The organism is Maribacter taeanensis, from assembly GCF_047345145.1.
In the GTDB taxonomy this organism is placed as follows: Bacteria; Bacteroidota; Bacteroidia; order Flavobacteriales; family Flavobacteriaceae; genus Maribacter_C.
The window spans coordinates 16096-40199 of record NZ_JBLFER010000002.1 but is presented as its reverse complement, the minus strand read 5'-3'; the positions used below and the strand labels follow the sequence as shown (position 1 = coordinate 40199).

Below are 24104 nucleotides of genomic sequence, written 5' to 3'. Positions count from 1 at the left end.
TCTACAGGCCCAAACTTACATTTTAGTTTCTATTTTTCTTTCAGAAAATTTTAAGAATATCTTTTCTTTAGGTTGACTAAATTTGTTCTTTAAAATCAACCCAGATTCCATTGAAGTTAGTTGAAATTCCGAGGGTAAAATCCATTTCAAAAAAAGATTTTGTGCGGCTTTATCTAAAGCCACAAAAACCTGTGATTATTGAAGAATTTGATGATGGTTGGGCTGCGCATTCCAAATGGAGTCTAGACTATATCAAGGAAGTTGCAGGAGATAAAATTGTTCCCTTATATGATGATAGGCCTGTGCATCATGATGATGGTTTTAACGAACCACATGCTGAGATGAAGATGTCAGAATATATTGATTTACTGAAAAAGGAACCTACGAAGTTTCGAATTTTTCTATGGAATGTCTTAAAGGAAGTACCCGTTTTACAAAAGGATTTTTCGTACCCTGATTTTGGCATTCGACTATTGAAAGGTGTACCCATGCTTTTCTTTGGAGGTAAAAACTCGCACACCTTCATGCACCATGATATTGATTTTGCTAATATTTTTCACTTTCATTTTGAGGGTGAGAAGCTCTGTATTCTTTTCCCCCAATCGGAGAACAAATACCTGTATCGCGTACCGCATTCGATAATTACACATGAAAGTATAGATTTCTCAAATCCAGATTTTGAGAAATGGCCAGCCTTGAAAAAAGCCGAAGGGTTTAAATCTGTTCTAAAGCACGGTGAAGTGTTGTATATGCCCGAGGGTTATTGGCATTATATGAAGTATTTGACGCCTGGTTTTTCAATGAGTTTGCGGGCTTTGGCGAGAAATCCCTTAAATTTTTTGGAGGCTGCTTATAATATTTTCTTTATGCGTCATTTTGATGTTTTCATGCGAAAATTACAGGGTCAAAAATGGATAGATCGAAAGAATAAAAGAGCAATTGAGAAGACCAATCGGGCAATGAGCTGATCTATTTTTAAGGAATCAATTCCTTTACTTTACCATATACCAAATGACTTTCCCATCCGCGATATAGCAAGTAGTCTGCTAGTTTTTTCCGTCGTTTTTGATGATTAGTTTCTTTGATAGCTTCTAAGCGTTTTAGAGAAAGAGTATCTAAAGTACTTAGGTATGCTTCATCTTCAATTTCTTTTAGCGCCGTTTTGATGTTGTATTTAGAAATTCCCCGAAACTTCAATTCATTAACAATGCGATTTCTACCCCATTTTTTAATATTGAATTTCCCTCTTGCGAAGCTTTGCGCAAAGCGCTCTTCGTTTAGGTAATTCTCTTGAATTAAATGCGAAACAATTTCATCTATTGCCTCAGTAATCATGTTCATATTACGAAGCTTTTGAACTACTTCTTTATGGCAGCGCTCTTGATAGGCGCAGTAGCCTTCTAGTTTTTTAGTAGCTTCTGTTAGGGTGTAGGTTTCTGTTTTATTTTGAAAGCGATTAATGTCTGAATTTGCCATTATTTATTACGCTCAAAATAAAGATAATGATATACTGCAGCACCAAAAGTAACGGCGTCGGTTGAAGCAAGAGTCCAACCATCTTGCGCATATTGGTCTAAGAGCTCTTGAATTTTCTTTGTGGCGTCTTGAATAATATGCTTTGTATTAAAAGTCATTTTTGAATAGAGAAGAAAAGACTCAACCTTGTATTCTTTCATAGTGTTGTGTTTAGTATGAGGAAAATACAAAAATCTTTAAGATTCCCATGTTCATGGGAATGAAAATAAAATAACTAGATACAAAAAAAGCGACCCTTCGTTGCCGAAAGGTCGCTTAAATTTTAATAGCCAAAATGGCTTAGTAAATAGTTTTACCGTCTTTATCTTTAAAACGGTATTCAAGATACGTATACGCATCTCTAGGTTGTATTTTAATTCTTTTCTTATGCTCCAAAAACCACTTGGTTCGCATAGATGGAAAGCCTTTCGTCAAATACGCAGCTATAAATGGATGTATATTTAAAGTAATACCATTATTAGCTTTCGGTCCTTTTAAAAGGCGTTCTAGGTCGGCATTTATCTTGTCAACCAGAACAATCGGAGCTTCTACCTCTTGACCATTGCCATTTGGGTTCTTCTCTGTTGTTTTGATATTCATTTCGGGCCGAACCCTTTGTCTTGTAATCTGTATGAGTCCGAATTTACTAGGAGGTAGTATTTTGTGCTTCGCACGATCATCTTTCATCTCATCACGAAGATGATCAAAAAGTTTTCGTCGATGTGGTGCTTTTACCATATCGATAAAATCTACTACGATTATTCCTCCCATATCGCGAAGGCGTAATTGCCTTGCTATTTCAGAAGCTGCCAATAAGTTTACCTCTAGGGCAGTATCCTCTTGATTTTTGGCCTTATTTGAACGGTTTCCGCTATTTACATCGATTACGTGTAATGCTTCGGTATGCTCTATGATAAGGTATGCACCTTTACTCATAGTAGCAGTACGGCCAAAAGAGGTTTTGATTTGTCTTTCTATTCCAAATTTCTCAAAAATAGGAACGGACGAACTATGCAGTTTTACAATGGATTCTTTGGCTGGTGCAATTTCCAGCAGGTAATCTTTAATTTGGTTATAAAGCGTTTGGTCGTCTACATGTATTCCCGTATAGGAATCGTTAAAAACGTCTCTTAAAATACTAGAAGCTCTATTGACTTCAACAAGTACCTTAGAGGGGGTTGGCGCTTTGTATAATTTCTTGCACATTGCTGACCATTTGTTCAGCAAGTTTTCTAGATCTTTGTCGAGTTCTGCCACTTTTTTGCCTTCTGCAACTGTACGGATAATTACTCCGAAACCTTTGGGTTTAATGCTTTTTACAAGCCTTTTTAACCTGTCTTTTTCTTGTCTACTAGCAATCTTTTGAGAGACTGATACACGATCAGAAAAAGGTACCATCACCAAATAACGCCCAGCTAATGATAGCTCAGAGCTAATTCTTGGGCCTTTGGTTGATATGGGTTCTTTAACAATTTGCACTAATAAGGACTGATTGGCTTTAATAACGTCAGTTATTACACCATGCTTATCTATATCTTTTTCAGTTGGAAAGTTTTTGAGGGAATAATCTCTTAATTTCCCTGTACTAACTTGCTTAATGAATTTTAACATTGAAGATAATTGCGGCCCAAGGTCATGATAATGCAAAAAAGCATCTTTTTCATAACCTACATTTACGAAAGCTGCGTTTAGACCGGTAACAGGTTTTCTTACCTTGGCGAGAAAAATATCACCAACGGAGAAGTCGTTATTGTCTTCTTCTTTATGTAATTCAGTAAGTTTTCCATCTTTTAGTAAAGCAAAATCGACGGCGTCGGAACTAGATCTTACGATTAATTCTCTATTCACCTGAATTTATTTATACTTATCCGCTTACGAGCGGATAAATGGATTAAACAATATTGAAACAGGGGCATACCACCTGCCGAAATTCACTTTTGGAATCTCTATGTCAAAGAACGTATAAAGTGAAAAAGTAGTTATTACAACTACTTTTTCTTGTGACGGTTAGCTCTTCTGCGTTTCTTACGCTTATGAGTAGCTACCTTATGTCTTTTTCTTTTCTTACCACTTGGCATAAAGGGTTACTTTTTATGATTAGTACTTTATTTTACTTGAACGTTGCTCTTAACACCCTCAACAAAAACCTTTGCAGGCTTAAATGCAGGAATATTATGAGCAGGAATTTTAATTGTCGTGTTTTTTGAAATGTTTCTTCCAGTTTTTTCAGCTCTTGTCTTAACAATGAAACTTCCAAAACCTCGTAGGTAAACGTTATCGCCACTTTCTAAGGAAGATTTTACCTCCTCCATGAATGATTCTACTGTTGCTTGCACATCACCTTTTTCGATTCCCAGTTTATCTGAGATTTTCGATACAATTTCCGCTTTCGTCATCTTTTAAATTAAGTTTTAGGTATAAAATTTTGGCGAGCAAATATATAAATTAAATTTATTCTTTTAGTCTTAAACGACTAATTTTAAGTGAATTCATTGGGCTTTTGGTGTTAAAGTTGATTTTTTGAAATTATACTAAAAATAGAATTTGAGAAAGCACTAAATAAATAAACCCTTACTTTTGATGCAATCGTTTCGTGCTAATGACTTTTTCTCAAAATATTCTTATCTGGTACGCTCAAAATAAACGCACACTTCCATGGCGACGAACTAGAGATCCTTATAAAATTTGGCTATCAGAAATCATGCTACAACAGACACGTGTAGTTCAAGGTACCCCCTACTATTTGAAGTTTGTTGCAAATTTTCCAACAGTTTATGACTTAGCAAAAGCTTCGGAGGAACAGGTTTTAAAGTTATGGCAAGGACTAGGCTATTATTCGAGAGCACGCAATCTACACGCAACAGCAAAAATGGTTGTTGAGGAGTATGAAGGTGAGTTTCCTAAAACCTATAAAGAACTTTTAAAGCTAAAAGGTGTTGGTGATTATACTGCAAGTGCAATTGCTTCTATTTGTTTTGACGAGCCACAACCGGTAGTTGACGGTAATGTTTATAGAGTCTTGGCTCGCTACTTTGGTATTGATACGCCTATAAATAGTACTGAGGGCCTTAGGTATTTTAAAGAATTGGCTCGAAAAATAATGAATGCCGATAATATCAGAGACTATAATCAGGGTATTATGGAGTTTGGGGCAATTCAATGTGCTCCAAAAAAACCAAATTGCTTGAGTTGTCCTTTGAATGAAAGTTGTGTTGCCTTGCAAAAAAATACGATTGATAAACTACCTGTTAAGCTAAATAAAACGAAAGTTAGAAAGCGGTATTTCAATTATTTGGTGCCCCTAATTGATTCGGAAAATAGAGAGAAGCGAACACTTTTAAAACGTCGCAAGGGTAAAGGCATTTGGCAGAATCTATGGGAATTTCCTTTACTTGAATCCGACGATGAGATCAGTTTAGAAAAGGTGTTGAGTGGTTTGTCAGAGGTTTTAGAATTGCATGATTCTCCAGAAGTAACTCCCTTCAATGAAAAATTAATTGTGCATAAGCTTTCACATCAACACCTACACACTCGTTTTTGGTTGATTAAGACCGACACCAAATTAGAAGGGTCTATTCCGGTAGCGGAAGTTGAAGATTATGCCGTACCTGTTTTGATTGCAGATTTCATCAAAACGGCTAAAATTTCGTATTTTTGACCCAATTCTTTGTACTTTAAAGAATGGTATCTAATATCGAAAACAGTACATTTCTTAATAAGAAAATTTAAAAATAAAACATGAGTGGAACACTTAATAAGGTGATGCTTATCGGGCATTTGGGTGACGAGGTAAAGATGCACTATTTCGAAGGTGGAGGCAGTATTGGTCGTTTTCCTATCGCAACGAATGAAAGTTATACAAATAAGCAAACTGGCGAACGTGTTACTAATACAGACTGGCATAATATTGTAGTTCGCAATAAAGCCGCCGAAATTTGTGAGAAATATTTAAGTAAGGGTGATAAAATTTATGTCGAAGGGCGACTAAAAAATCGACAATGGCAAGGTGAAGATGGTAATACAAGGTACACTACTGAAGTACATGTACAAGAGTTTACCTTTTTATCTACTAAGAAAGAGAGTATGGCAAATGCTCAAGCTAGTACACAATCTCAACCAGCTCAGGTTCAAAAACCGGCGGTGTCAAATGAGACTTCACAGGTAAATGTGCCTGAACAAGATGATGATTTACCATTTTAATTAATAAAAATCTAAATCGCAACTATTGGATCCTGACCCCCTTAGTTTTCTGCTAAATTTTATCGTTTTTGACGGCTCTTTCTTTTTTAAGGTGGTCATTTTATTAGTGCTGCTCTTATGTTCAGCTTTAATTTCAGGTGCAGAGGTTGCTTTTTTCGGACTTTCACCAACCGAAGTAAACGAAATTGACGATCAAAAAACCACACGAGGATCAATTGTGGTTAAACTGCTAGAACGACCTAAAAAGCTATTAGCTACAATTTTGATTGCTAATAATGCCATTAATATTGGCATTGTATTGTTGTTTAATGTCATTGGTGATACCCTGTTTTCTGATATTACCTATAAGTTGTTTGATCTTGTTTCAGTTCGTTTTTTGCTTGAAGTTGTTGTAATTACCTTTTTAATATTGATGTTTGGTGAGATACTTCCTAAAGTTTATGCCAATCGAAATCGCTCCAGCTTTTCACAACTCATGGCCTATCCTCTGAAAGCATTAGACTTTGTTTTTTCTCCCCTTAGTCTTCCAATGAGGTCAAGTACTATTTTCTTGTATAATAAATTAGGAAAGGAAAAATCCAATCTTAGCATTGATCACTTATCGCAAGCTTTAGAGTTAACGTCTGAAGGAGATACAACAAGAGAAGAGCAAAAAATTTTAGAGGGAATCGTTTCTTTCGGGAATACAGATACCAAACAGGTTATGCGACCACGTATTGATATTTTTGCTTTAGGAGAAGAAATGAAGTTTTTGGAGGTACTAGAGGAAATCAAAAAGCATGGGTATTCTAGAATTCCTGTTTTTTCAGAAAATATTGACACTGTTAAAGGGGTACTTTACGTTAAAGACGTGTTGCCTTATATTGATAGAAAAACTTTTAATTGGGTATCGCTAATTCGCGAGCCTTATTTCGTTCCAGAAAATAAAAAGTTAGATGATTTACTGTCGGAGTTCCAAGATAAGAAAAACCATTTGGCCATTGTTGTTGATGAATATGGAGGTACTTCAGGAATCGTAACTTTGGAAGATATCATAGAAGAAATTGTTGGTGATATTAGTGACGAGTTTGATGATGAAGATTTGATTTTCTCTAAATTAGATGATTACAATTATGTTTTTGATGGAAAAACGGCCCTAAAAGATTTTTATCGCGTTGTTAAGATTGAAAATCAAGAGGAGTTTGAAAATCAAAAAGGAGAGTCTGAGACCATTGCAGGATTTGTTCTCGAAATTGCTGGAAACTTCCCTAAAAAAGGAGAAAAAGTACATTTCAATGCCTATCAGTTTTTAGTAGAAAGTCTGGATAAAAAGCGATTAAAACAAATTAAAGTGACCTTGCCAAATGAAGCCTAGTATAATCTTTATGGTTTTTCTTATTCTCATTACGATCAGTTCTTGCAATGATGAAACCATTTTGCCTAAACCCAAAGCAATGCTTCGTTTGGAATATGAGAGGCCATCGGCGCAGAGTATTGAAACTGATTATTTTAGGTTTGATTCTAATAAAGAAGCAGTCGTTAATCAAAAGAGCAGTAGGTCGATCATACTTGAATACCCAGAAATGAAGGCCACTATATTTATGAGTTATCGAAAGGTAGACGACGATATCAAAAACCTTATTTCAGATGCTCAAAAATTGAGCTATGAACACGCAGCAAAGGCAGATGGTATTCGACCAAGAGCATACGAAGACGACTTAAGTAAAGTATACGGTGCATTTTTTGAAGTTCGAGGTGATGCAGCTTCACAAGCTCAATTTTATGTTACTGATAGTCTAAATCATTTTGTGACGGGTTCGCTCTATTTTAAAACAAGACCCAATTATGATTCTATCTATCCAGCCGCTGTATATCTGCAACAAGATATGGGGCGAATAATGGAGTCGCTAAGGTGGAAATAACTTAGATTCCTCAAATTTTTCGAGCTATTATTTTTTGCTACTTTTATAACAGTGCAAAAATTTTCAAGATTATGAACGTTTCTGATGAACTTCTTTTCTTTTTTAGTGCCTTGGGAGTTTTCAATGCCTTGCTCATCAGTGTTTATTTTTTCTTTTTTAAAAAGCCAAAGAATATTTCCAATTTCTTTTTAGGCCTCTTGCTTTTAATGCTTGCTATTAGGGTTGGTAAATCGGTATTTTATTATTTCAATGATGACCTGGCTATAGAATTTATTAAGGTTGGGCTAGCTGCTTGCATATTAATTGGACCTGCACTCTATTTTTATATGAAATCTTGTGTACGGTCAAATTCTAAAATGAGTTTTTGGCCACTTCACTTTTTGGTATTGTTAGGCTTATCTGTTTTGATTGGGGTTTTATTCCCAGAAACTCATGATCCATGGATAATAGGGCGAAGCCTTAGTTGGGTGGAAATAATCTATTTGGTTTGGTTGGGTTATATCATTGCATCTGCTTGGGTTATAAGGGGTACAATAAATAAAATTTTCAATACCAATGAGAAACTGTCTGATTTTGACTTCTGGGTATTAAGCGTTTTTGTTGGTAACGTAATCATATGGGTCGCCTATAAAACTTGTTCTTACACCTCCTACATCGTTGGGGCATTATCATTTTCATTTATTTTTTATTTATTAATTCTTTTGATTCATTTTCGCAGAACTAAAGGAGCTATTTTTGATAAGAACCATAAGTATTCCAATAAGAAAATAGAAGCTGCTGAGGCTGAAAATCTCTCTAAACAATTGAACCATCTGATGGTGAAGGAGAAAATTTTTACAGATGCCGACCTTAAGCTTTCCGATGTGGCAAGTAAAATGAATATTCTACCGCACACGCTATCGCAATTGATTAATGATAATTTAGGAAAGAGCTTTACTTCTTTGATAAACGAGTATCGTGTTCAGGAAGCCAAAAACTTAATTCAATCAAACAACCACATCAAATTGGAGGCCGTAGGCTATGATTGTGGTTTCAATTCAAAATCCACCTTTTATTCTGTTTTCAAGAAGATGACGAATACTACTCCGGCCAAATACAAGGAAAGTATTTCCTAAAGATTCCTTAAATCCCTTCCCGATTTATAAATCCGTACTCCAGATTTATAAGTAAGACCTACTTTCATTTTGATTCGACATAGTATTGTGACCGAATCAAAATAACATTAGCATGAAAAATACCATGTACGCTCTTTTTACCATCCTTTTTTTATTTATAGGATGCAAGCAAAACCCTGAAACACTATCTAGCAATATTGAAGTTGCCCAGCAAGCAGAACGAATCTTGTTCATTGTTTCGAATGCCCATTTTTATGGAGATTCCGATATAGGTGCTTCAAATCATTTTTCCGAAATAGTTCAGGCATATGAAGTCTTTAAAAAGAAAGGTTATGCAATCGATTTTGTGAGCCCTGAGGGAGGAGCAATACCAATCGGATATATTAGCACTTCAGATTCGCTTCAAAAGAAATATATCTATGACAATGATTTTATGGATGACTTGGAGACTACAAAAAAACCAAATGAAATTGAGGCATCCGATTATAGAGCAGTGTATTATGGAGGTGGTGGAGCCGCAATGTTCGGAGTGGCTGAAAACGAGGCCATCCAAAAAATCGTGATGGAACTTTACGAGCAGCACAATGGAATCGTTTCGGCCATTTGCCACGGCACCGCTGGTATAGTCAATCTTAAGACTCAGGATGGTTCTTACCTATTTGCTGGAAAAAAGGTAAACGGTTTTCCTGATATTTTCGAAAATAAAGATGCAGAGTACTACAAGACCTTCCCTTTTTCAATCCAAGAAATCCTCAAGGAAAGAGGAGGGGATTTTCAATTTTCCGAAGAAGGCTGGGATGGCTTTATGGTATCTGATGGAAGATTGATAAGCGGACAAGACCCTTCAGCTGCGGGCTTGGTGGCAGAAAAAGTGATTGAGACATTACAGCAATTATAAATCATCAAAAAACGAACAGGACATGAAAAATCTATTCACGGCATTTTTATTATTCGCACTAACCACTACATTTTCACAGGAGGAACAAAAAAGACAGATTTCACCAGCGCAAATAGATGCTGTTTTTTCCCAGTGGGATACTCCTGATAGACCAGGTATTGCAGTGGGGGTTCTTAACGATGGAGAAATCGTCTACACTAAAGGATATGGCCTAGCCAATTTGGAGCACAAGATTCCGATAAGTGCCGAAACTAGATTCCATATTGGTGACATAGCCAAGGAGTTCACCGTTTATGCACTTTTGTTATTGGAACAACGTGGCCAGCTTTCACTGAAAGATGATATACGGATGCATATGCCCAAATTAAAGTCCTTTCCCAACTCCATAAGTATTGAACAATTGACACATCACACCGGTGGATTAAACAACGAAGAGGTTTTCAAAGCCCTTGCAGGATGGAGAGCTGAAGATGTTTTTACCAAGGAACAGGCATATACCATGATTCAGAACCAGGCGAAATCAGTACCCAATAGCGGGAGTGTACAACGCTTTTCGGATGCCGGTTTTTTGATACTCGAAGACCTTATTGCTAAGATTTCTAAAATGTCATATACTGATTTTGTGACGAAGGAGATTTTTGAACCACTAGGAATGAAGAATTCAATATATGATACTCAAGGTGCCGTAATCGCAAACAAGGCCCAGGGGTATTTTGCGCAAAACGATGGTTTTATCAGTTCAAACATGAGCTATAGTCACACGCTTTTATCAGATGTATACACTACTGTGGGAGATATGTGCCTTTGGTCCAAAGAGCTCGGTAACCCCAAAATTGGTACCAAGCAAATGGTTGAAAAATTTGATGGACTTTCAGTTGTTGACGGAAGAACTCTTGAGGAAGTCAATACTTCATTGTATACCGGAGGCCACCGGTATTGGAATTTTAGAGGAGCTAAAAAACTATACCATGTTGAGGTTGCTGGGGGATATGCCAGTAAATTGATTCGCTATCCCGATTATGACCTTGCCGTTGTTATTATGGGAAATGATGGTGCCTATAACGGATATGCGGGCACAGGAGCCAGTGCGCTATATATTGAAGATTTTTTGGATTCATCATCTGGTGAAGCACCTGCCAATATCAACTCTAAAAAATTATCAAAAAAGCAACTTGCTAACTTTGAGGGTGATTATTGGGATGTTACGAACCACTCCACCCGAAAAATTCATATCGTTAACGATACCTTGAGATATTCCAGAGGCCCAGGCAATGAAAGTGCCCTAGTACCTTTGACCAAGAACTCCTTCAAAATGATTTCACCGGCAGAGGTAACGGTTAGTTTTGATGCGAAAGCTATACCTAAGAATATGAATGTGACGGTCGGGGGTGATAACTTTCATCTAATTGCTTTTGAGGCCAATGCAAGTTGGGCAAATGACCTTGATATGTTTACCGGAAATTATTACGCAGCGGCTTTGGATACTTGGTATTCCCTGACAACTAATCAAGGAAAGCTCTTAATAACCCATCCTAGGCTAGAACCTGTTCAATTGAGTCCAAGAATACAAGATGTATTCACTGGAGACCAAAGACATTTTTCATCGCTCGCTTTTGAAAGGGATTTAAACGGTACAATCACGGGGTTTCAACTTGCCACGAGCGGAGTAGCTAATATTTGGTTTAAAAAGGAAATCCCCTCAAGCCAGAATTTGATGAAAACCAAATGAAAAAGCACCTGTTCATTTTACTTCTAGGTTTTATTTCTCTGGAATTACAAGGTCAAGCCGATTCAGAGTCCTTAACCGCAGAACTAACAAATCATTTAACCAACTCCGATATTCCAGGGTTCGCGGTTGCCTTAGTCGACGAAGACAAAGTTTTATATCAAATGGGTTTCGGTCTTGCTGATAAAAGCACAGGTAAGAACTTTGAGACGAAAACAGTTCAAAACTTAGGTTCCGTTTCCAAAACAATAGTTGGCCTTGCCTTGGTCAAATCTATTGAAGATGGCCTGCTAACAATGGATACCAAGATTAACGATATACTACCTTTCAAGGTCGTTAATCCTTACTTCAAAGAATCACCAATCTTAGTTCGTCATTTGGCCAATCATACCTCTGGCATTCTTGATACCAAAAACTATAGTAAGTCATATATTTTAGATTCTAATTTCAAGCCTTCCGAAAATGTACATCAAGACTATCTGGCATTCCTAAAAAGTCATGAACAGATATCGCTCAAAAATTTTCTGTTTCATATTTTAAATGAAAATGGGCAATGGAACCGTAAAAAAAACTTTCAGAAAAGCCCGCCAGGTTCAAACAAAGAATACGCAAACTTAAACACAGCATTGACGGCTTACTTGATTGAGGTTGTGACCAAGACTTCTTTTGAAGAATATACGAAAGCCAAGATTTTTACCCCCTTGGCACTGAGGAGTACTTCTTGGGAGCTTAACGAAGTACAGGTAAATGAATTAGCAACTCCATATTTTCCTAACGGGAAGGAAGTGCCCCGATATCAATTGATAACCTTCCCAGATGGGGGGCTTTATTCTAGTGTTTCCGATTTGTCTAACTTCCTTCAGGAAATCATTAAGGCCTACTCAAGCAATAGTAGTTATCTGCCACCAGAATATGCTAAATTGTTACTTCCTGGAGATGCCGATGCCAATAGGGCTTTTTGGGGTATGGGAGTAAAAAGCCGAAATATTGGTCATGGCGGTAGCGACCCAGGAGTTCAAACTGACCTACAGTTTAATGCAGACAGCAAAATAGGTCGGATTGTTCTAGCCAATGTTAATGCGGAGGATGACGAGAAACTATGGAAACAATATCGAAAGATTCATAAAATTTTAGAGAAATACGAACAGAAGTTAAACAATTGAAATTATGAAAATGAACAAAATCATACTGATGGCTTTTCTATTTATAGGAATCCATACAGTAAGCGCACAAACTGATTTAGAATCGATTACCAGTACATTAAACGACTATCTTGAAGGAACCGCCAACGGAGAACCAGAACGTGTAAAAAGAGCTTTTCACCCTGAACTTAACCTTTATAGTGTTGCTAATGATAGCCTAAGAGTCTGGTATGGGCAAGACTATACTGGGGGTATAAAACAAGGAAAAAAGAGTAATCGCATCGGTAGAATTGTATCCATTGATTATAAAAACGACGCTGCGGTTGGCAAGATTGAAATCATTATGCCAGGCCCCAAAAGAATTTATACGGATTATCTAATGCTTTTAAAGTATCAGGGAAGTTGGAAGATTATTCATAAGTCATACACTTATGTGGATTACCCGAAATAAAGATTTCTACTATTTCATGTAACCATTTTCAAAAAGGCGAGTTTACCATGGTATACATCAAAAAACGATATCATGAAAACTACAATCAACCTTTACGCGAGTCTATTATTTGCATTTTTATTTATGTTCCAGATTTCTTTTTGTCAAGAAGAGCAGAAAGAAGAACATACCATCTCATTTTCCACATTTAATCACAGAGCTGAAATTGATAGTGGTATTTGGCTTGGTACTATCGAAAGGGAAACTGTTTGTATTCAATTGATGGATTCAAAGAATAGGAGCAATCCATCCTTTATGATTAGTCTCTGTATTCCGGTTGAGGAATTTACCTTGAATACATCTGGAGGATTTGAGTTAAATAAACCTTCAGGCTCCATTAAGTTTGAAGGGGCATTCCCAAATGACAAAGGTTATGGTGATTTCACTTTCGTAAAAAACCGAGAGTTTGAGGCTTTCCTAAATAAAGAGGGGATTATCTCCAACGGTGATGATCGTTATAACTATTTCAAGTTGTTCTTAGGAGATGTATCAAAAGAATATGTTCTTGGATTAAAAAGACATGGGTATAAACCAACTTTGAAGCAACTTGGCAAACTTGGAATCCACGGTGTGGATTTGGAGTATATCAATTCGATTGCCAACACTAATTATAAAGGTTTGGAAGTCGATATGCTTATAAAATTTGCGATTCACGATATTTCAATCGATTATATCAAAGACTTAGAAAAAGCTGGCTACGGCGATATAGATGCCAATATGATAAAGAAATTTGCCATACACGATGTGAGTGTTGATTATATAAATGGTCTCACTCGTGCTGGCTATAGTAATTTGGACCCTAATATGATTAAAAACTTCGCTGTTCATGATATTACACTTGATTATATTCAAGGTTTATCCGCGGTGGGCTTTGCAAATTTAGAACCTGGAATGTTGAAGAACTTTGCAGTTCATGATATAAGCCCAAAATATATTAAGTCCTTAAAAGATACTGGCATCAATGATGCAAGCCCAAATAGCTTCAAGAAAGCTAAAATTCACGGGTTGACAGCTCGTTATATTAAGAGAACACAGGCCGATGGTCATAACTCTAATGAACTGTCTGACTATATTAGGTTAAAGATTCATGGCAAGTAAACTTTAGCTCGTTAAAAAGGAATTTACACTAGGCATTTAAAAAAATTAATCTTGTATTTTGTAGTCCGTATGATACAAAAACAAGAACTACTTGATTGCCATCAAAGAATAAAACCTTTTATTCACAGAACTCCGGTTTTATCTTCTAGACTAATTAATACTAAAGCTGGTGCGGAGGTATTCTTTAAATGTGAAAATTTTCAGCGGGGTGGAGCCTACAAAATGAGAGGCGCCACCAATGCCATTTTGCAGTTGACAAATGAAGAGCGGAGTAAAGGAGTCGTCACTCATTCCTCAGGCAATTTTGCGCAAGCAGTTTCTTTGGGTGCCAAAAGTTTGGGAGTAACCGCACATATTGTAATGCCCAATTCAGCTCCTGAAGTAAAAAAAACCGGAGTAAAAGAATATGAGGGAATAATCTACGAATGCGAACCTACCTTAGAAGCTAGAGAGAAAACTGCTAATCAAATTGCGGAGAAAACGGGGGCTACACTTTTGCATCCGTCAAACGACATAGATGTAATTATTGGTCAGGGTACAGCTGCGATGGAGCTCCTAGAAGATCATCCCAATTTGAATGCCATTTTTTGCCCCGTTGGGGGTGGAGGACTGATTGCAGGTTCTGCTTTGGCAGCTCATTATTTTGGGAATGATTGTAAAGTTTTTGGCGGAGAACCCTTTGAAGCAGATGATGCCTATCGTTCTTTACAAAGTGGAAAAATCGAGGGCAATGAAACAACAAACACCATAGCTGACGGACTAAAAACTACATTAGGCAGCAATAATTTTCCAATCATAAAAGAACATGTTAGCGGAATCATTCGCGTAACCGAAGAAGAAATTGTCTCTGCCATGCAATTGATTTGGGAGCGTATGAAAATCATCGTAGAACCTTCCAGTGCTGTTACTTTAGCAGCGCTTTTGCGGGACAAAGAAAATTTCAAAGGACAACAGGTCGGAATCGTTATTTCTGGTGGAAATGTTGATCTGAGCAAACTTCCTTTTTAAGACAAATTAAAATAGATGTCCGATTTCACTTTGAATAGTTTAAACTTGCCCTTTGAGATATCTTAATGCATGCAAAAATTAAAAAAAATACTAAAGAAAATGGGATTACTCCTCGGTGGATTGTTGTTGATTCTCGTCATTTTTGTTACTCTTTTTGTAAATATAAGTCCGGAATTCGGGGGTAAACCTACCGAAGAACAGCGGTTGCGATATACGCAATCCAAGAACTATAAGGAAGGTGTTTTTGTAAATCAGTCAAATGTTGAAATGAGTATAGGTTTTAGTAAAATGATGAAGATTATTCGTCAATCATTAGGTGCGCAACCCAATTCAAAACCTGAAAAAAGAATAGCTGTTGAGAAAATTGATTCAATAACCGTAGCAGATTATAAAGGACCAAGTCGGTTGGTATGGTTCGGGCATTCTTCTTTTCTACTGCAAATGGAAGGTAAAAATATATTGATAGACCCAATGTTCGGTGCGGTTCCTGCTCCACATCCACTGCTTGGAGTGAAACGATTCAGCAAAGGCTTACCTATTGAAATTAAGAAGTTGCCTAAAATAGACGCTGTCATTTTTTCACATGATCACTATGATCATCTTGATTATGGTTCTATTCAACTTTTAAAAGGAAAAGTAGATATGTTTTATACGCCCTTAGGTGTTGGGGCTCATCTTTCAGAATGGGGTGTTGCCGAAGCGCAAATAGTAGAAATGGATTGGTGGGATGAAACTGATTTTCAAGGCCTGCGTTTTACCTGTGCCCCGGCGCAACATTTTTCAGGTAGGGGACTTACAGACCGCGCAAAAACTTTGTGGAGCGCTTGGGCGATTCAATCTTCTACCGAGAACATTTTCTTTAGTGGCGATAGCGGTTACGGTTCGCACTTTAAGGAAATCGGCGAGAAACTCGGTCCTTTTGATTTTGCGATGCTGGAATGCGGACAGTACAATGAATTTTGGAGTGATATTCACATGATGCCAGAGGAAACAGCGCAAGCAGGATTGGATATTCAGGCCAATAAGATTATGCCAATCCATTGGGGGGCTTTCAAACTAGCCATGCACCCGTGGACAGAACCCGTAGAAAGAGTTTCCAAAAAAGCTGAGGAATTAGGTGTTGCTACTACAATTCCTAAAATTGGGGAATATATTTATCTGGAAGCCGACCAAATTTCAAATGAGCGCTGGTGGGAGGAGTTTTAGCGTTATTTAGAATTCAACGAATTTAAGTAACTTACTTTCCTAATATATACAATATCAATCAAAAATCATCCCATGAAAAAATCGCAATTTTTCAAATCTGGCTTTGCATTCCTATTCATCATAGCTCTCCTGTCTTGTGAATCTTCCGATAAAAAAGACCCACAAAGTTTGGATGGCGTATGGAAATCCTTGGGCTATGGAAGAGTTGTAAATATAGAGGAAGGCGAATACACAATGGCCGATGTCACTACTATTTCATGTATGCCTCTAATGGAGGGAAACATTTCAGATTTTGGAGACAAACTGAAGGTGCGAAACGATACAATAATTCTGGAAGATGGTATAAATAATTACCATTTCATCAGGATTGAGGATGCTCCAACTGTATGTCAGAATGATACCTCGGAGTATGCCGACGCTCAAGCAAAGGCAAATAACCCTGAATATAATTTTGAAGTCCTTTGGGAAACCTTCAAAGACCATTATGCCTACTTTGAATTGCGCAATGTGAATCCAGAAGAGATGTACGCCGAATACCGCCCTAAGGTAACGGCAGAAACTACAGATGCCGAGTTGTTCTTAGTGTTGAATGAAATGTTGGAATCTTTTGATGACGGGCATATTGGCCTTGACGCATCAGATGAAGTGGAGGAAGCTGCTATGAAGCTTTATGAAGCAAAGCAGGCTGCTCAAAATGAAGAAGATGCTTCTGGTGAAAAGTCAAAAAAACGACTTCGTAATTATGAGGTTGCAGCAGAGGTAGCCAAGAAGTACATCCCTGAGGGCATTTATATTAAAAATGGAAACCTTCGTTGGGGCAAGTTAGAGAGCAATATTGCTTATCTTCAAATGAATCAAATGATGGGTATGGCCGATTATGGAATAAGCGATACACTTTCATATAGAGACCATTGGATGGCTTATTTCGAAAAGTTAGAGACCGCCGAAAATGATAATGAGGACGAACTTGACGGAATTAACGCTTCGTTGGATAGTATCATGGAAGATATTGAGGGTACCGATGCCCTAATTGTTGATGTGCGTTTTAATGGTGGTGGGCAAGATGAAGTTGGTATGGCAGTTCTCGAACGCCTTAATAAGGAGGATAGGACGGTCTTTATCAAGAAAGGCAAAATGGGAGATGGTTTTACACCTGTGAACAAAGTGGTTCAAAAGGGATCAAAAAATCCCTATTCCAAACCAGTCTATTTATTGATAGGTCCGGAATCAGCGAGTGCAACAGAGATTATGGCCCTAAGTTCGTTATCACTTCCTAATATAACAAGAATAGGGTCGAAAACTGAAGGAGTGTTCTCTGATATTCTAGACCGAGTACTTCCCAATGGTTGGGAGTTTGGTTTGTCAAGCGAAGTTTACCTAGACCTAAATGGTAATAATTATGAAGGGGTAGGAATTTCGCCTGATATAGAAATTGGTTATGAGCGAGATACCCAAAAGTTTTTGAAAAAGGTGGTGGACGACCTTAATTCGGAAGGCGATGCCGCTATCGAAAAAGCACTGGAACTTATTAGTAAGTCTAAATAAGGAGATTTATTTGATAGAAAAACTCACTTATTTTTCACTAAGCAAGGCCTCAGCCGCAGCAATACTTGAATTCATCTTTTCAGCCACAAGTTTTACTTTTTCCTCCTCCTCATTCAGCCAGTGTTTTTTCTCATCGGTCAGTGCTTTGCCATTCATGATTTCATCAGAATCAAAACGATTTCCGAAACTTTGCATCCAATCCATCATGCTTTTGTTGGCATCTTGTAAAGCTTCCATAGCCTCTTTTTCTTCAACTCCACCCTGGTCAGAATCAATTTTCTTTCTCAATTGGGCTACCAACCTACCGATCTTGCTCATTTTAGGCATTACCTCATCATGAATGGCCATTACTTGTTCCATTTGATTTGAGTCTGTAGATTCCTTCTTTTCTTCCTTGCAACCTATTGCAATAGTGAAAACAAGGGTGGTTACAATTAAAATATATTTTTTCATTCTAAAGTTTCATTTTTGATGACCAATTCTTTAACAACATAGATATAATCTTTGACCTTGGTGTCGGTAATTATTTTTTGCAAACTATTGATAGTCAATAGGCTATTGTCGAATTGAACAATTGCTTTTCCCGTTTCATAGCTTACTTCTGCCATATGTACCCCATCTGTTTCCAGAAGGTTTTTAGAAATTGTATTGGCACATCCCTCTTGACAAGCCATTCCGTCAATGGTAATAACTGCTGTTATTTTTTCGTCGGACAACATCATGCTTTCATTGCTTCCTTGCGCATATATAAAAGCACTCGAAAAAGTTAAGAAAAAGAACAGCCAACTCGTTTTTGCTTTCATAATTTAAATCGTTTGATTTAAACAAATTTACGACCTGAGGTACAAAGTACTGATACCATAGTCATAAAAAAATGCCATTTTTGTCAAAAATTAGCATCTCTTGAACGACTATCAAAAGAAGTGGTTTTATCTGATATTACTCTCCCTTATATGGGGCTCTTCCTTTATATTGATAAAAAAGGCACTTGTAGGTTTTACTGCCATTCAACTTGGAGGTTTACGAATCGTGTTTGCTTCTTTGACTTTATTCCTATTTGGATTCCGAAGTTTATCGGAAATTAAAAAGACCGACTTGAAGTGGTTGATTATCGCCGGATTCACAAGTTCGTTTTTCCCACCATTTTTATTCGCATTAGCACAAACACAATTGGATAGCGGTATTACTTCTATTTTCAATTCCATAGTTCCCTTAATGACAACTCTCGTCGGAATCGCTCTTTTTGGAGCAATTATAACCAAAAGGCAGGTTTTAGGAGTGTTCATTGGTCTATTTGGCACGGTTGCTCTAATCGTGACTGGAATGGAGTTTACGCCTGAGCAAAATTATTGGTATGCCATTTTTATATTGCTCTCGGCATTGGGTTATGCCTTCAACATAAATATCATAAAAAGACATTTGTCACATTTGGGGCCATTGTCTATTACAACGGCTAGTTTTGGAGTTGCTTTTGTACCTGCTCTGTTCATAGTGAGCTACTCCGGATTTTTTGAGGAAATTACGACGAATGCCCAGATGCAAGATACGATATGGTACTTGTTGGCGCTCGCTATTTTAGGCACAGCCTGGGCAAACATTCTATTTAATAGGTTGATTCATATTTCTAGTCCTGTTTTTGCGGCATCGGTTACCTATACTATTCCTTTGGTAGCTGTTTTATGGGGTTTTTGGGATGGTGAACGCATCAATATATACCAACTTTTGGGTGGAGCTATTATTCTTTTCGGCGTTTGGTTGGTAAATAAAAAGAAGAAACCAGTTAACTTACTGTAACAATTTAATTTTTTGATACTCTTTCTTCTGAATTCATTTAACTAAAAAACGACAATCATGAAAAAATCAATTCTATCTCTAATGGTCATTGGCATAGTCTTATTGCTTCCCAATGTTAGCCATGCTCAAAAAACAACCAATGTCAAATCTTTTGAAAAAGTAATTGTAAGTCCACATATAGAGGTTGTCCTGGTTGAAGGAGACGAGGAATCTGTGAGAATTGATAATGCTAAGGTTTCCGAAGAGAAAATCAATATTGAAGTAGAGGGAAAAACACTTCGCCTGTATTTAGACGGAGCGAAAACGGTTACAAAATCTGAACGTGTTGAGGGGAGTAGCGGCAATTGGAAAAAATCAATTTACAATGGAACGATGGCCACGGCAACAATTACCTATAAACGATTAAAAATGCTATCAATTAGAGGTGAAGAAATCGTAAAATGCGAAAGTCCCTTTGAACAAAAAGAACTAAAGTTGGCAATTTATGGGGAGTCAAAAGTATATTTCAATTCGGTAACAACAGAAGAGTTAACGGTTGCTATTTATGGCGAAAGTTATTTGGAAATTCAAGGAGGTGATGTAGGTAGACAAGTTTATAGAGCTTACGGAGAAAGTGAAGTAAACACTATGGATATGAATAACACATCTACAAAAATAACGGCTTATGGTGAGAGTAATTTTAGAGTTAATGTTTCAGAACGACTAAAAGTTACTTGTTATGGTGAAACCAAAATCAACTACAAAGGTAATGCTGATGTGGATAAAGGAATTGTAATTGGTGAAGCGAGGATTCGAAAAATCGGATAATATTGTTTAAGTGTTTAAAAAAAGGAAGCCTCGTTAAATTCGAACGAGGCTTCCTTTATTATTAATATAAGGTAGTTAATTATTCAAAATCGGCATCACTAACGCCTTCATTGATTTTGATTTCACTAACTATAAACTCAAAACTTTGAGGTCCTACGGTTTGAGCGATTGAGAATGGAAACATAATACCATTTACTTCTCGATAATCACTATATATTACAGTACTGGTAACTTGCTGCCCCATCATTTCATTTTTGGTAACCTCTTGTACTTTAAGACCAGTTTCAACATCATAATAGAGCGTCTTTTCCTCTGAAATCTTCACCTTATATGCTTTTTTGCCATTTACGTCTTCTATCCCATCTAGGGCGACTCCTCCGTTGAGATATTGCAATTCAGGAAATGGTGCAGATTCTTCTCGAACCTTTTTCAATTCTTCCTCATCCATATCTTTTCGCTGACCTTGCATTACCACATAACCCGAGCCATCATTTAAAACCTGCTTACTCATTGAATTACCCATGACTTTCACATCTTGCATGAATTGGTTTTTAGAAGTCTTTTTCTGCTCAAGATTTAATTTCATCCCTTGCATCTCCGCTTCTGCAATAAGCATATATGAATTAACAGCCTCTAGTTTTTCTTTTCCGCCAATGGCATTGATGTAACTATTCATCACTTCATTAATGCCAATACCTGCTGGCATTTCTGAGTTATAATTAGGTTCTTCAGCTGAAGCGGCGTATTTATCGTAATACTTAACAGGAATTGTTTTTCCGTTAACGGCAACTTTTTTGAGGTTTTCTAATACTTCGCTTCCTTTGCCAGTTACAACTACTCTTGAATTATCGGAACTAAAATATTTTTGAGCTGCTTCTTGAACATCAGCTACAGAAATGGCGTTTATTTTTTCTAAATACGTTTTGTAAAAGTCTTTAGGTAAATCTTCCGTTTCAATGTTCAAAGCATATCTCGCTATGGTTTCTGGGTCTTCGAGAGCCATAACAAAGCGACCTACATACTTCGCTTTTGTATTCTTCAACTCTTCATCAGTTACAGGAGTTTGGCGAATTTTATCAATTTCTTTAAGAAGTTCGACTACAGAGCTATCTGTTACTGCGTTTCTGACACTGGCCACTGCTCTAAATCTTGAAGCACCATATTTGTCATCTCCAAGTCTGGAATACGAACCATAAGTGTATCCTTTATCTTCTCGAAGGTTTAAGAATAGACGACCTTCACCGCCTCCACCTAAGATTTCATTTGCCATTAAGCTAGAAAGGTAGTCTTCGTCTCTCATTTTTAAATTTACGAGATTTTGTACTGATATCTCTGACTGCACGGCATTGGGTACATCGACAAAACTAATCTGCGTATACTGCACATCTACAGGATTTGAAAATTTAAAAGAAGGGGGTGAGGCTTTCGTCCAAGGTGTGAAATAGGTTTCAACAAGTTCTTTGGTTTTTTCTAATTCAACATCACCAATAATCACCAAGTAAGCGTTTGCTGGAACAAAATAGCTGGAATAGAATTTTTGAACATCAGTCAGGGTAACGTTATTCACGGTTTCTTCGGTAGTAAATTCACCATAGGGATGATCTGTGCCATAAGCTAAAGCAGTTTGTACGCGCCCTGCAATTGCTTTTACATCTTTCTCTTGGGTTTTGAGCCCAGTGATTAACTTATTCTTTTCCTTATCAAATTCCTCTTGAGTGAAATTCGGATTTATACCGGCGTCAGCCATCAATTCAAGAATTCTCGGAAAATATTTCGACAATGAACTCGCAAAAGCACTTTGAGAGCCAAAGCTCAATCGAGCTCCTAAAAAATCAATTTCTTCATTGAAGTCGTCTTTAGAAATGGATTTTGAACCTTTTCCTAAAAGACTTCCTGTCAGAGAAGAAACTCCCGATTTATCGCCTTCCGCTATGGGAGGATTATCGATGCGCAGTTGCACAGATACTCTGGGTAATTTATGATTTTCAACAACCAGTACTTTGAGTCCGTTTTTCAACTCAAAACGTTGCGGGTCTTCCAAATTAATTTCTGGCGCCGGACCAGGGTTGGGCATTTGTGTTCGGTCTATTTGTGCAGATAAGCTGACTGCAAATAGTACAAATAATAGGGTATATAACTTTTTCATCATGTTCTAGTTTTGAGTAGTATCCTCTGGTAAATATGAGAGCACCAAGCGTTGGTTTTGATTTAAAAATTTGCTAGCTACTTCTTTGATTTCCTCTCTAGTAATTGAGCGGTATATTTCTATTTCTTTGTTAATCAAAGAAGTATCTCCATAAAGCATATGATATCGAGCCAATGAATTTGCAATACCTTCAACACTTGAATTCGAATTAACAAACTGATTTTCAAACTTATTCAGTAGTTTTTGATAATCACTTTCAGAAATAAGTTCTGAGCGCACTTTAGCGATTTCTTCTTCCATTTCTGTGTTTAAAACATCTAATGTCGTTTCTCCGACGGGGAGAGCGAAAACGACGTACATGCTGTAGTCTTCTTGGCCAATATTGAAAGCACCTACCTGTAAGGCCTGCTTTTGATCATCTACCATTTTCTTATATAATTTTGAACTTCTTCCGTCGCTTAGATACGTTGAAACCATATCTAAAACATAAGCTTCCCTTTCAGTGAAACCGGGTGTTCGATATGCAATCATAGAGGCAGGAATTTGAATGTTCGGGTCGTAAAAAGTCGCCTTCATTTCCTCAGAAATCGGTTCTTCTTTGGGAAAGCTGCGAACGATATCTTCTCCCTTAGGAATTCCCGAGAAATAATCAGCAATCATTTTTTTAGCGTTTGCTTTTTCAAAATCACCTGCTACTACCAATACCGCATTATTAGGCACATAGTACTTTTTGTTATACGCCGTAACATCTTCAAGGGTGGCAGCATCTAAATCAGCCATGTACCCAATATTAGGATCTTTGTAAGGATGTACCTTAAATAAGTTTTTTCCAATGGCATAAAGGAACTGCCCATAGGGACTATTATCATAACGAAGTCTTTTCTCTTCTTTTACCACCTCTTGTTGTGTATCGATTCCTGATTGATCAATAATGGGATGAAGCATGCGTTCAGACTCTAACCACAAACCAAGTTGTAAATTATTTGATGGAAATACTTCGTAGTAATACGTTCTGTCTTGGGAAGTGTTTGCATTGTTTTTTCCACCATTGGAAGAAACAATTTTGAACCACTCTCCTTTACCTATATTCTTTGTGCCTTCAAAAAGAAGATGTTCAAAAAAATGAGCAAAACCTGTACGACCCTCGGTTCTATCTTTTCCGCCAACGTGATACATCACTGAAGTTGTTACCAAAGGTGCCGTGTTGTCTTGATGTAGTATAACATGTAGACCATTGTCTAAGTCATATTCTTCGTAAGCCACTTCTTGGGCTTGTGTCACCCATCCCATTAAGAAAAGAGGAAGGGCCACTAGTAATTTTCGTTTCATATAAATTGTGTTTACTTGATCAAATACCTATGGTTAGTGTCTTTTTAGATATTTGTGTTACGGCTAATATAATTTTTTTTTAGTAGCATCATAAATTAGCCTTACATTATTTAACAGTAATTTTAGAAGTAAACGCGGCAAAAAAAGAAAGATCATGGAACTGCTTTTTCAAGATTAAAAAGGA

Annotated in this window: 24 protein-coding genes; 16 read left to right on the top strand and 8 right to left on the bottom strand. The window is 37.1% G+C overall.

Translation table 11 applies throughout. The features are described 5' to 3' along the window. Positions 1 to 110 precede the first annotated feature (110 nt). Positions 111 to 968, top strand: coding sequence for a cupin-like domain-containing protein (locus ACKWCD_RS06090; RefSeq protein WP_413983057.1), 858 nt, complete (start codon positions 111 to 113; stop codon positions 966 to 968). 7 nt (positions 969 to 975) lie between these two features. Here ACKWCD_RS06090 and ACKWCD_RS06085 read toward each other — a convergent pair whose 3' ends face one another. From ACKWCD_RS06085 to ACKWCD_RS06070, 4 genes are all read right to left on the bottom strand, one after another. Further along, on the bottom strand, positions 976 to 1476 hold the full coding sequence (locus ACKWCD_RS06085; protein WP_413983056.1) for a regulatory protein RecX: 501 nt from the start codon (positions 1474 to 1476) through the stop codon (positions 976 to 978). Next, complete coding sequence (locus ACKWCD_RS06080; protein ID WP_413983055.1) at positions 1476 to 1676, bottom strand: DUF4177 domain-containing protein; 201 nt, start codon at positions 1674 to 1676, stop codon at positions 1476 to 1478. Before ACKWCD_RS06080 ends, ACKWCD_RS06085 begins: the two co-directional genes overlap by 1 nt. A gap of 139 nt (positions 1677 to 1815) precedes the next feature. After that, complete coding sequence (locus ACKWCD_RS06075) at positions 1816 to 3363, bottom strand: Rne/Rng family ribonuclease (RefSeq protein ID WP_413983054.1); 1548 nt, start codon at positions 3361 to 3363, stop codon at positions 1816 to 1818. Between the two features lie 257 nt (positions 3364 to 3620). After that, the gene (locus ACKWCD_RS06070) at positions 3621 to 3911 is read right to left on the bottom strand and encodes an HU family DNA-binding protein (RefSeq protein ID WP_413983053.1); all 291 of its coding nucleotides are present in this window, start codon (positions 3909 to 3911) and stop codon (positions 3621 to 3623) included. Positions 3912 to 4114: 203 nt separating this feature from the next. On the opposite strand from ACKWCD_RS06070, the gene mutY reads away from it, so the two are divergent. The 13 genes from mutY to ACKWCD_RS06005 all read left to right on the top strand — a co-directional run bounded on the left by mutY (position 4115) and on the right by ACKWCD_RS06005 (position 17844). Beyond that, positions 4115 to 5173 (top strand): A/G-specific adenine glycosylase, encoded by a 1059-nt coding sequence (gene mutY, locus ACKWCD_RS06065; protein WP_413983052.1) that lies wholly within the window; start codon positions 4115 to 4117, stop codon positions 5171 to 5173. 80 nt (positions 5174 to 5253) lie between these two features. Beyond that, complete coding sequence (locus tag ACKWCD_RS06060) at positions 5254 to 5715, top strand: single-stranded DNA-binding protein (RefSeq protein ID WP_413983051.1); 462 nt, start codon at positions 5254 to 5256, stop codon at positions 5713 to 5715. A 25-nt stretch (positions 5716 to 5740) separates the two neighbouring features. After that, complete coding sequence (locus ACKWCD_RS06055; RefSeq protein ID WP_413983050.1) at positions 5741 to 7069, top strand: gliding motility-associated protein GldE; 1329 nt, start codon at positions 5741 to 5743, stop codon at positions 7067 to 7069. Then, on the top strand, positions 7059 to 7616 hold the full coding sequence (gldD, locus tag ACKWCD_RS06050) for a gliding motility lipoprotein GldD (RefSeq protein ID WP_413983049.1): 558 nt from the start codon (positions 7059 to 7061) through the stop codon (positions 7614 to 7616). Before ACKWCD_RS06055 ends, gldD begins: the two co-directional genes overlap by 11 nt. Before the next feature lie 71 nt (positions 7617 to 7687). Next, positions 7688 to 8731, top strand: coding sequence for a helix-turn-helix domain-containing protein (locus tag ACKWCD_RS06045; RefSeq protein WP_413983048.1), 1044 nt, complete (start codon positions 7688 to 7690; stop codon positions 8729 to 8731). 112 nt (positions 8732 to 8843) lie between these two features. Then, positions 8844 to 9629, top strand: coding sequence for a type 1 glutamine amidotransferase domain-containing protein (locus tag ACKWCD_RS06040; protein ID WP_413983047.1), 786 nt, complete (start codon positions 8844 to 8846; stop codon positions 9627 to 9629). 22 nt (positions 9630 to 9651) lie between these two features. Continuing rightward, a complete protein-coding gene (locus ACKWCD_RS06035; RefSeq protein WP_413983046.1) occupies positions 9652 to 11358 on the top strand; it encodes a serine hydrolase domain-containing protein in 1707 nt (568 codons plus the stop codon). Further along, on the top strand, positions 11355 to 12518 hold the full coding sequence (locus ACKWCD_RS06030) for a serine hydrolase domain-containing protein (RefSeq protein ID WP_413983045.1): 1164 nt from the start codon (positions 11355 to 11357) through the stop codon (positions 12516 to 12518). Before ACKWCD_RS06035 ends, ACKWCD_RS06030 begins: the two co-directional genes overlap by 4 nt. 4 nt (positions 12519 to 12522) lie before the next feature. Beyond that, positions 12523 to 12948, top strand: coding sequence for a nuclear transport factor 2 family protein (locus tag ACKWCD_RS06025; protein ID WP_413983044.1), 426 nt, complete (start codon positions 12523 to 12525; stop codon positions 12946 to 12948). A gap of 72 nt (positions 12949 to 13020) precedes the next feature. Beyond that, positions 13021 to 14085, top strand: a complete 1065-nt coding sequence (locus ACKWCD_RS06020; RefSeq protein WP_413983043.1) for a hypothetical protein — start codon at positions 13021 to 13023, stop codon at positions 14083 to 14085. A 69-nt stretch (positions 14086 to 14154) separates the two neighbouring features. Then, positions 14155 to 15093: a pyridoxal-phosphate dependent enzyme gene (locus tag ACKWCD_RS06015; protein WP_413984109.1), complete on the top strand. Its 939-nt coding sequence runs from the start codon at positions 14155 to 14157 to the stop codon at positions 15091 to 15093. Between the two features lie 99 nt (positions 15094 to 15192). Beyond that, positions 15193 to 16299 carry an MBL fold metallo-hydrolase gene (locus tag ACKWCD_RS06010; protein WP_413983042.1) on the top strand — a complete coding sequence of 369 codons (1107 nt, stop codon included), beginning with the start codon at positions 15193 to 15195 and terminating at the stop codon, positions 16297 to 16299. Between the two features lie 72 nt (positions 16300 to 16371). Continuing rightward, positions 16372 to 17844 carry a S41 family peptidase gene (locus tag ACKWCD_RS06005; protein ID WP_413983041.1) on the top strand — a complete coding sequence of 491 codons (1473 nt, stop codon included), beginning with the start codon at positions 16372 to 16374 and terminating at the stop codon, positions 17842 to 17844. Positions 17845 to 17871: 27 nt separating this feature from the next. Here the strand turns inward: ACKWCD_RS06005 and ACKWCD_RS06000 are convergent, their stop codons facing one another. Together ACKWCD_RS06000 and ACKWCD_RS05995 are read right to left on the bottom strand one after the other, a co-directional pair. Continuing rightward, entirely contained in the window at positions 17872 to 18297 is a 426-nt protein-coding gene (locus tag ACKWCD_RS06000) for a hypothetical protein (protein ID WP_413983040.1), read from the bottom strand. After that, the gene (locus tag ACKWCD_RS05995; protein WP_413983039.1) at positions 18294 to 18647 is read right to left on the bottom strand and encodes a heavy-metal-associated domain-containing protein; all 354 of its coding nucleotides are present in this window, start codon (positions 18645 to 18647) and stop codon (positions 18294 to 18296) included. Before ACKWCD_RS05995 ends, ACKWCD_RS06000 begins: the two co-directional genes overlap by 4 nt. Positions 18648 to 18747: 100 nt before the next feature. Between ACKWCD_RS05995 and ACKWCD_RS05990 the strand changes: the two genes are divergently transcribed. Next, positions 18748 to 19638 carry a DMT family transporter gene (locus tag ACKWCD_RS05990; protein ID WP_413983038.1) on the top strand — a complete coding sequence of 297 codons (891 nt, stop codon included), beginning with the start codon at positions 18748 to 18750 and terminating at the stop codon, positions 19636 to 19638. 57 nt (positions 19639 to 19695) lie between these two features. Continuing rightward, entirely contained in the window at positions 19696 to 20445 is a 750-nt protein-coding gene (locus ACKWCD_RS05985) for a head GIN domain-containing protein (protein ID WP_413983037.1), read from the top strand. A 79-nt stretch (positions 20446 to 20524) separates the two neighbouring features. On the opposite strand, the gene ACKWCD_RS05980 is transcribed toward ACKWCD_RS05985, so the two are convergent. Both ACKWCD_RS05980 and ACKWCD_RS05975 read right to left on the bottom strand, forming a co-directional pair. Then, the gene (locus ACKWCD_RS05980; RefSeq protein WP_413984108.1) at positions 20525 to 22591 is read right to left on the bottom strand and encodes a M16 family metallopeptidase; all 2067 of its coding nucleotides are present in this window, start codon (positions 22589 to 22591) and stop codon (positions 20525 to 20527) included. Between the two features lie 6 nt (positions 22592 to 22597). Further along, positions 22598 to 23920: a M16 family metallopeptidase gene (locus ACKWCD_RS05975; protein ID WP_413983036.1), complete on the bottom strand. Its 1323-nt coding sequence runs from the start codon at positions 23918 to 23920 to the stop codon at positions 22598 to 22600. Between the last annotated feature and the right edge of the window lie 184 nt (positions 23921 to 24104).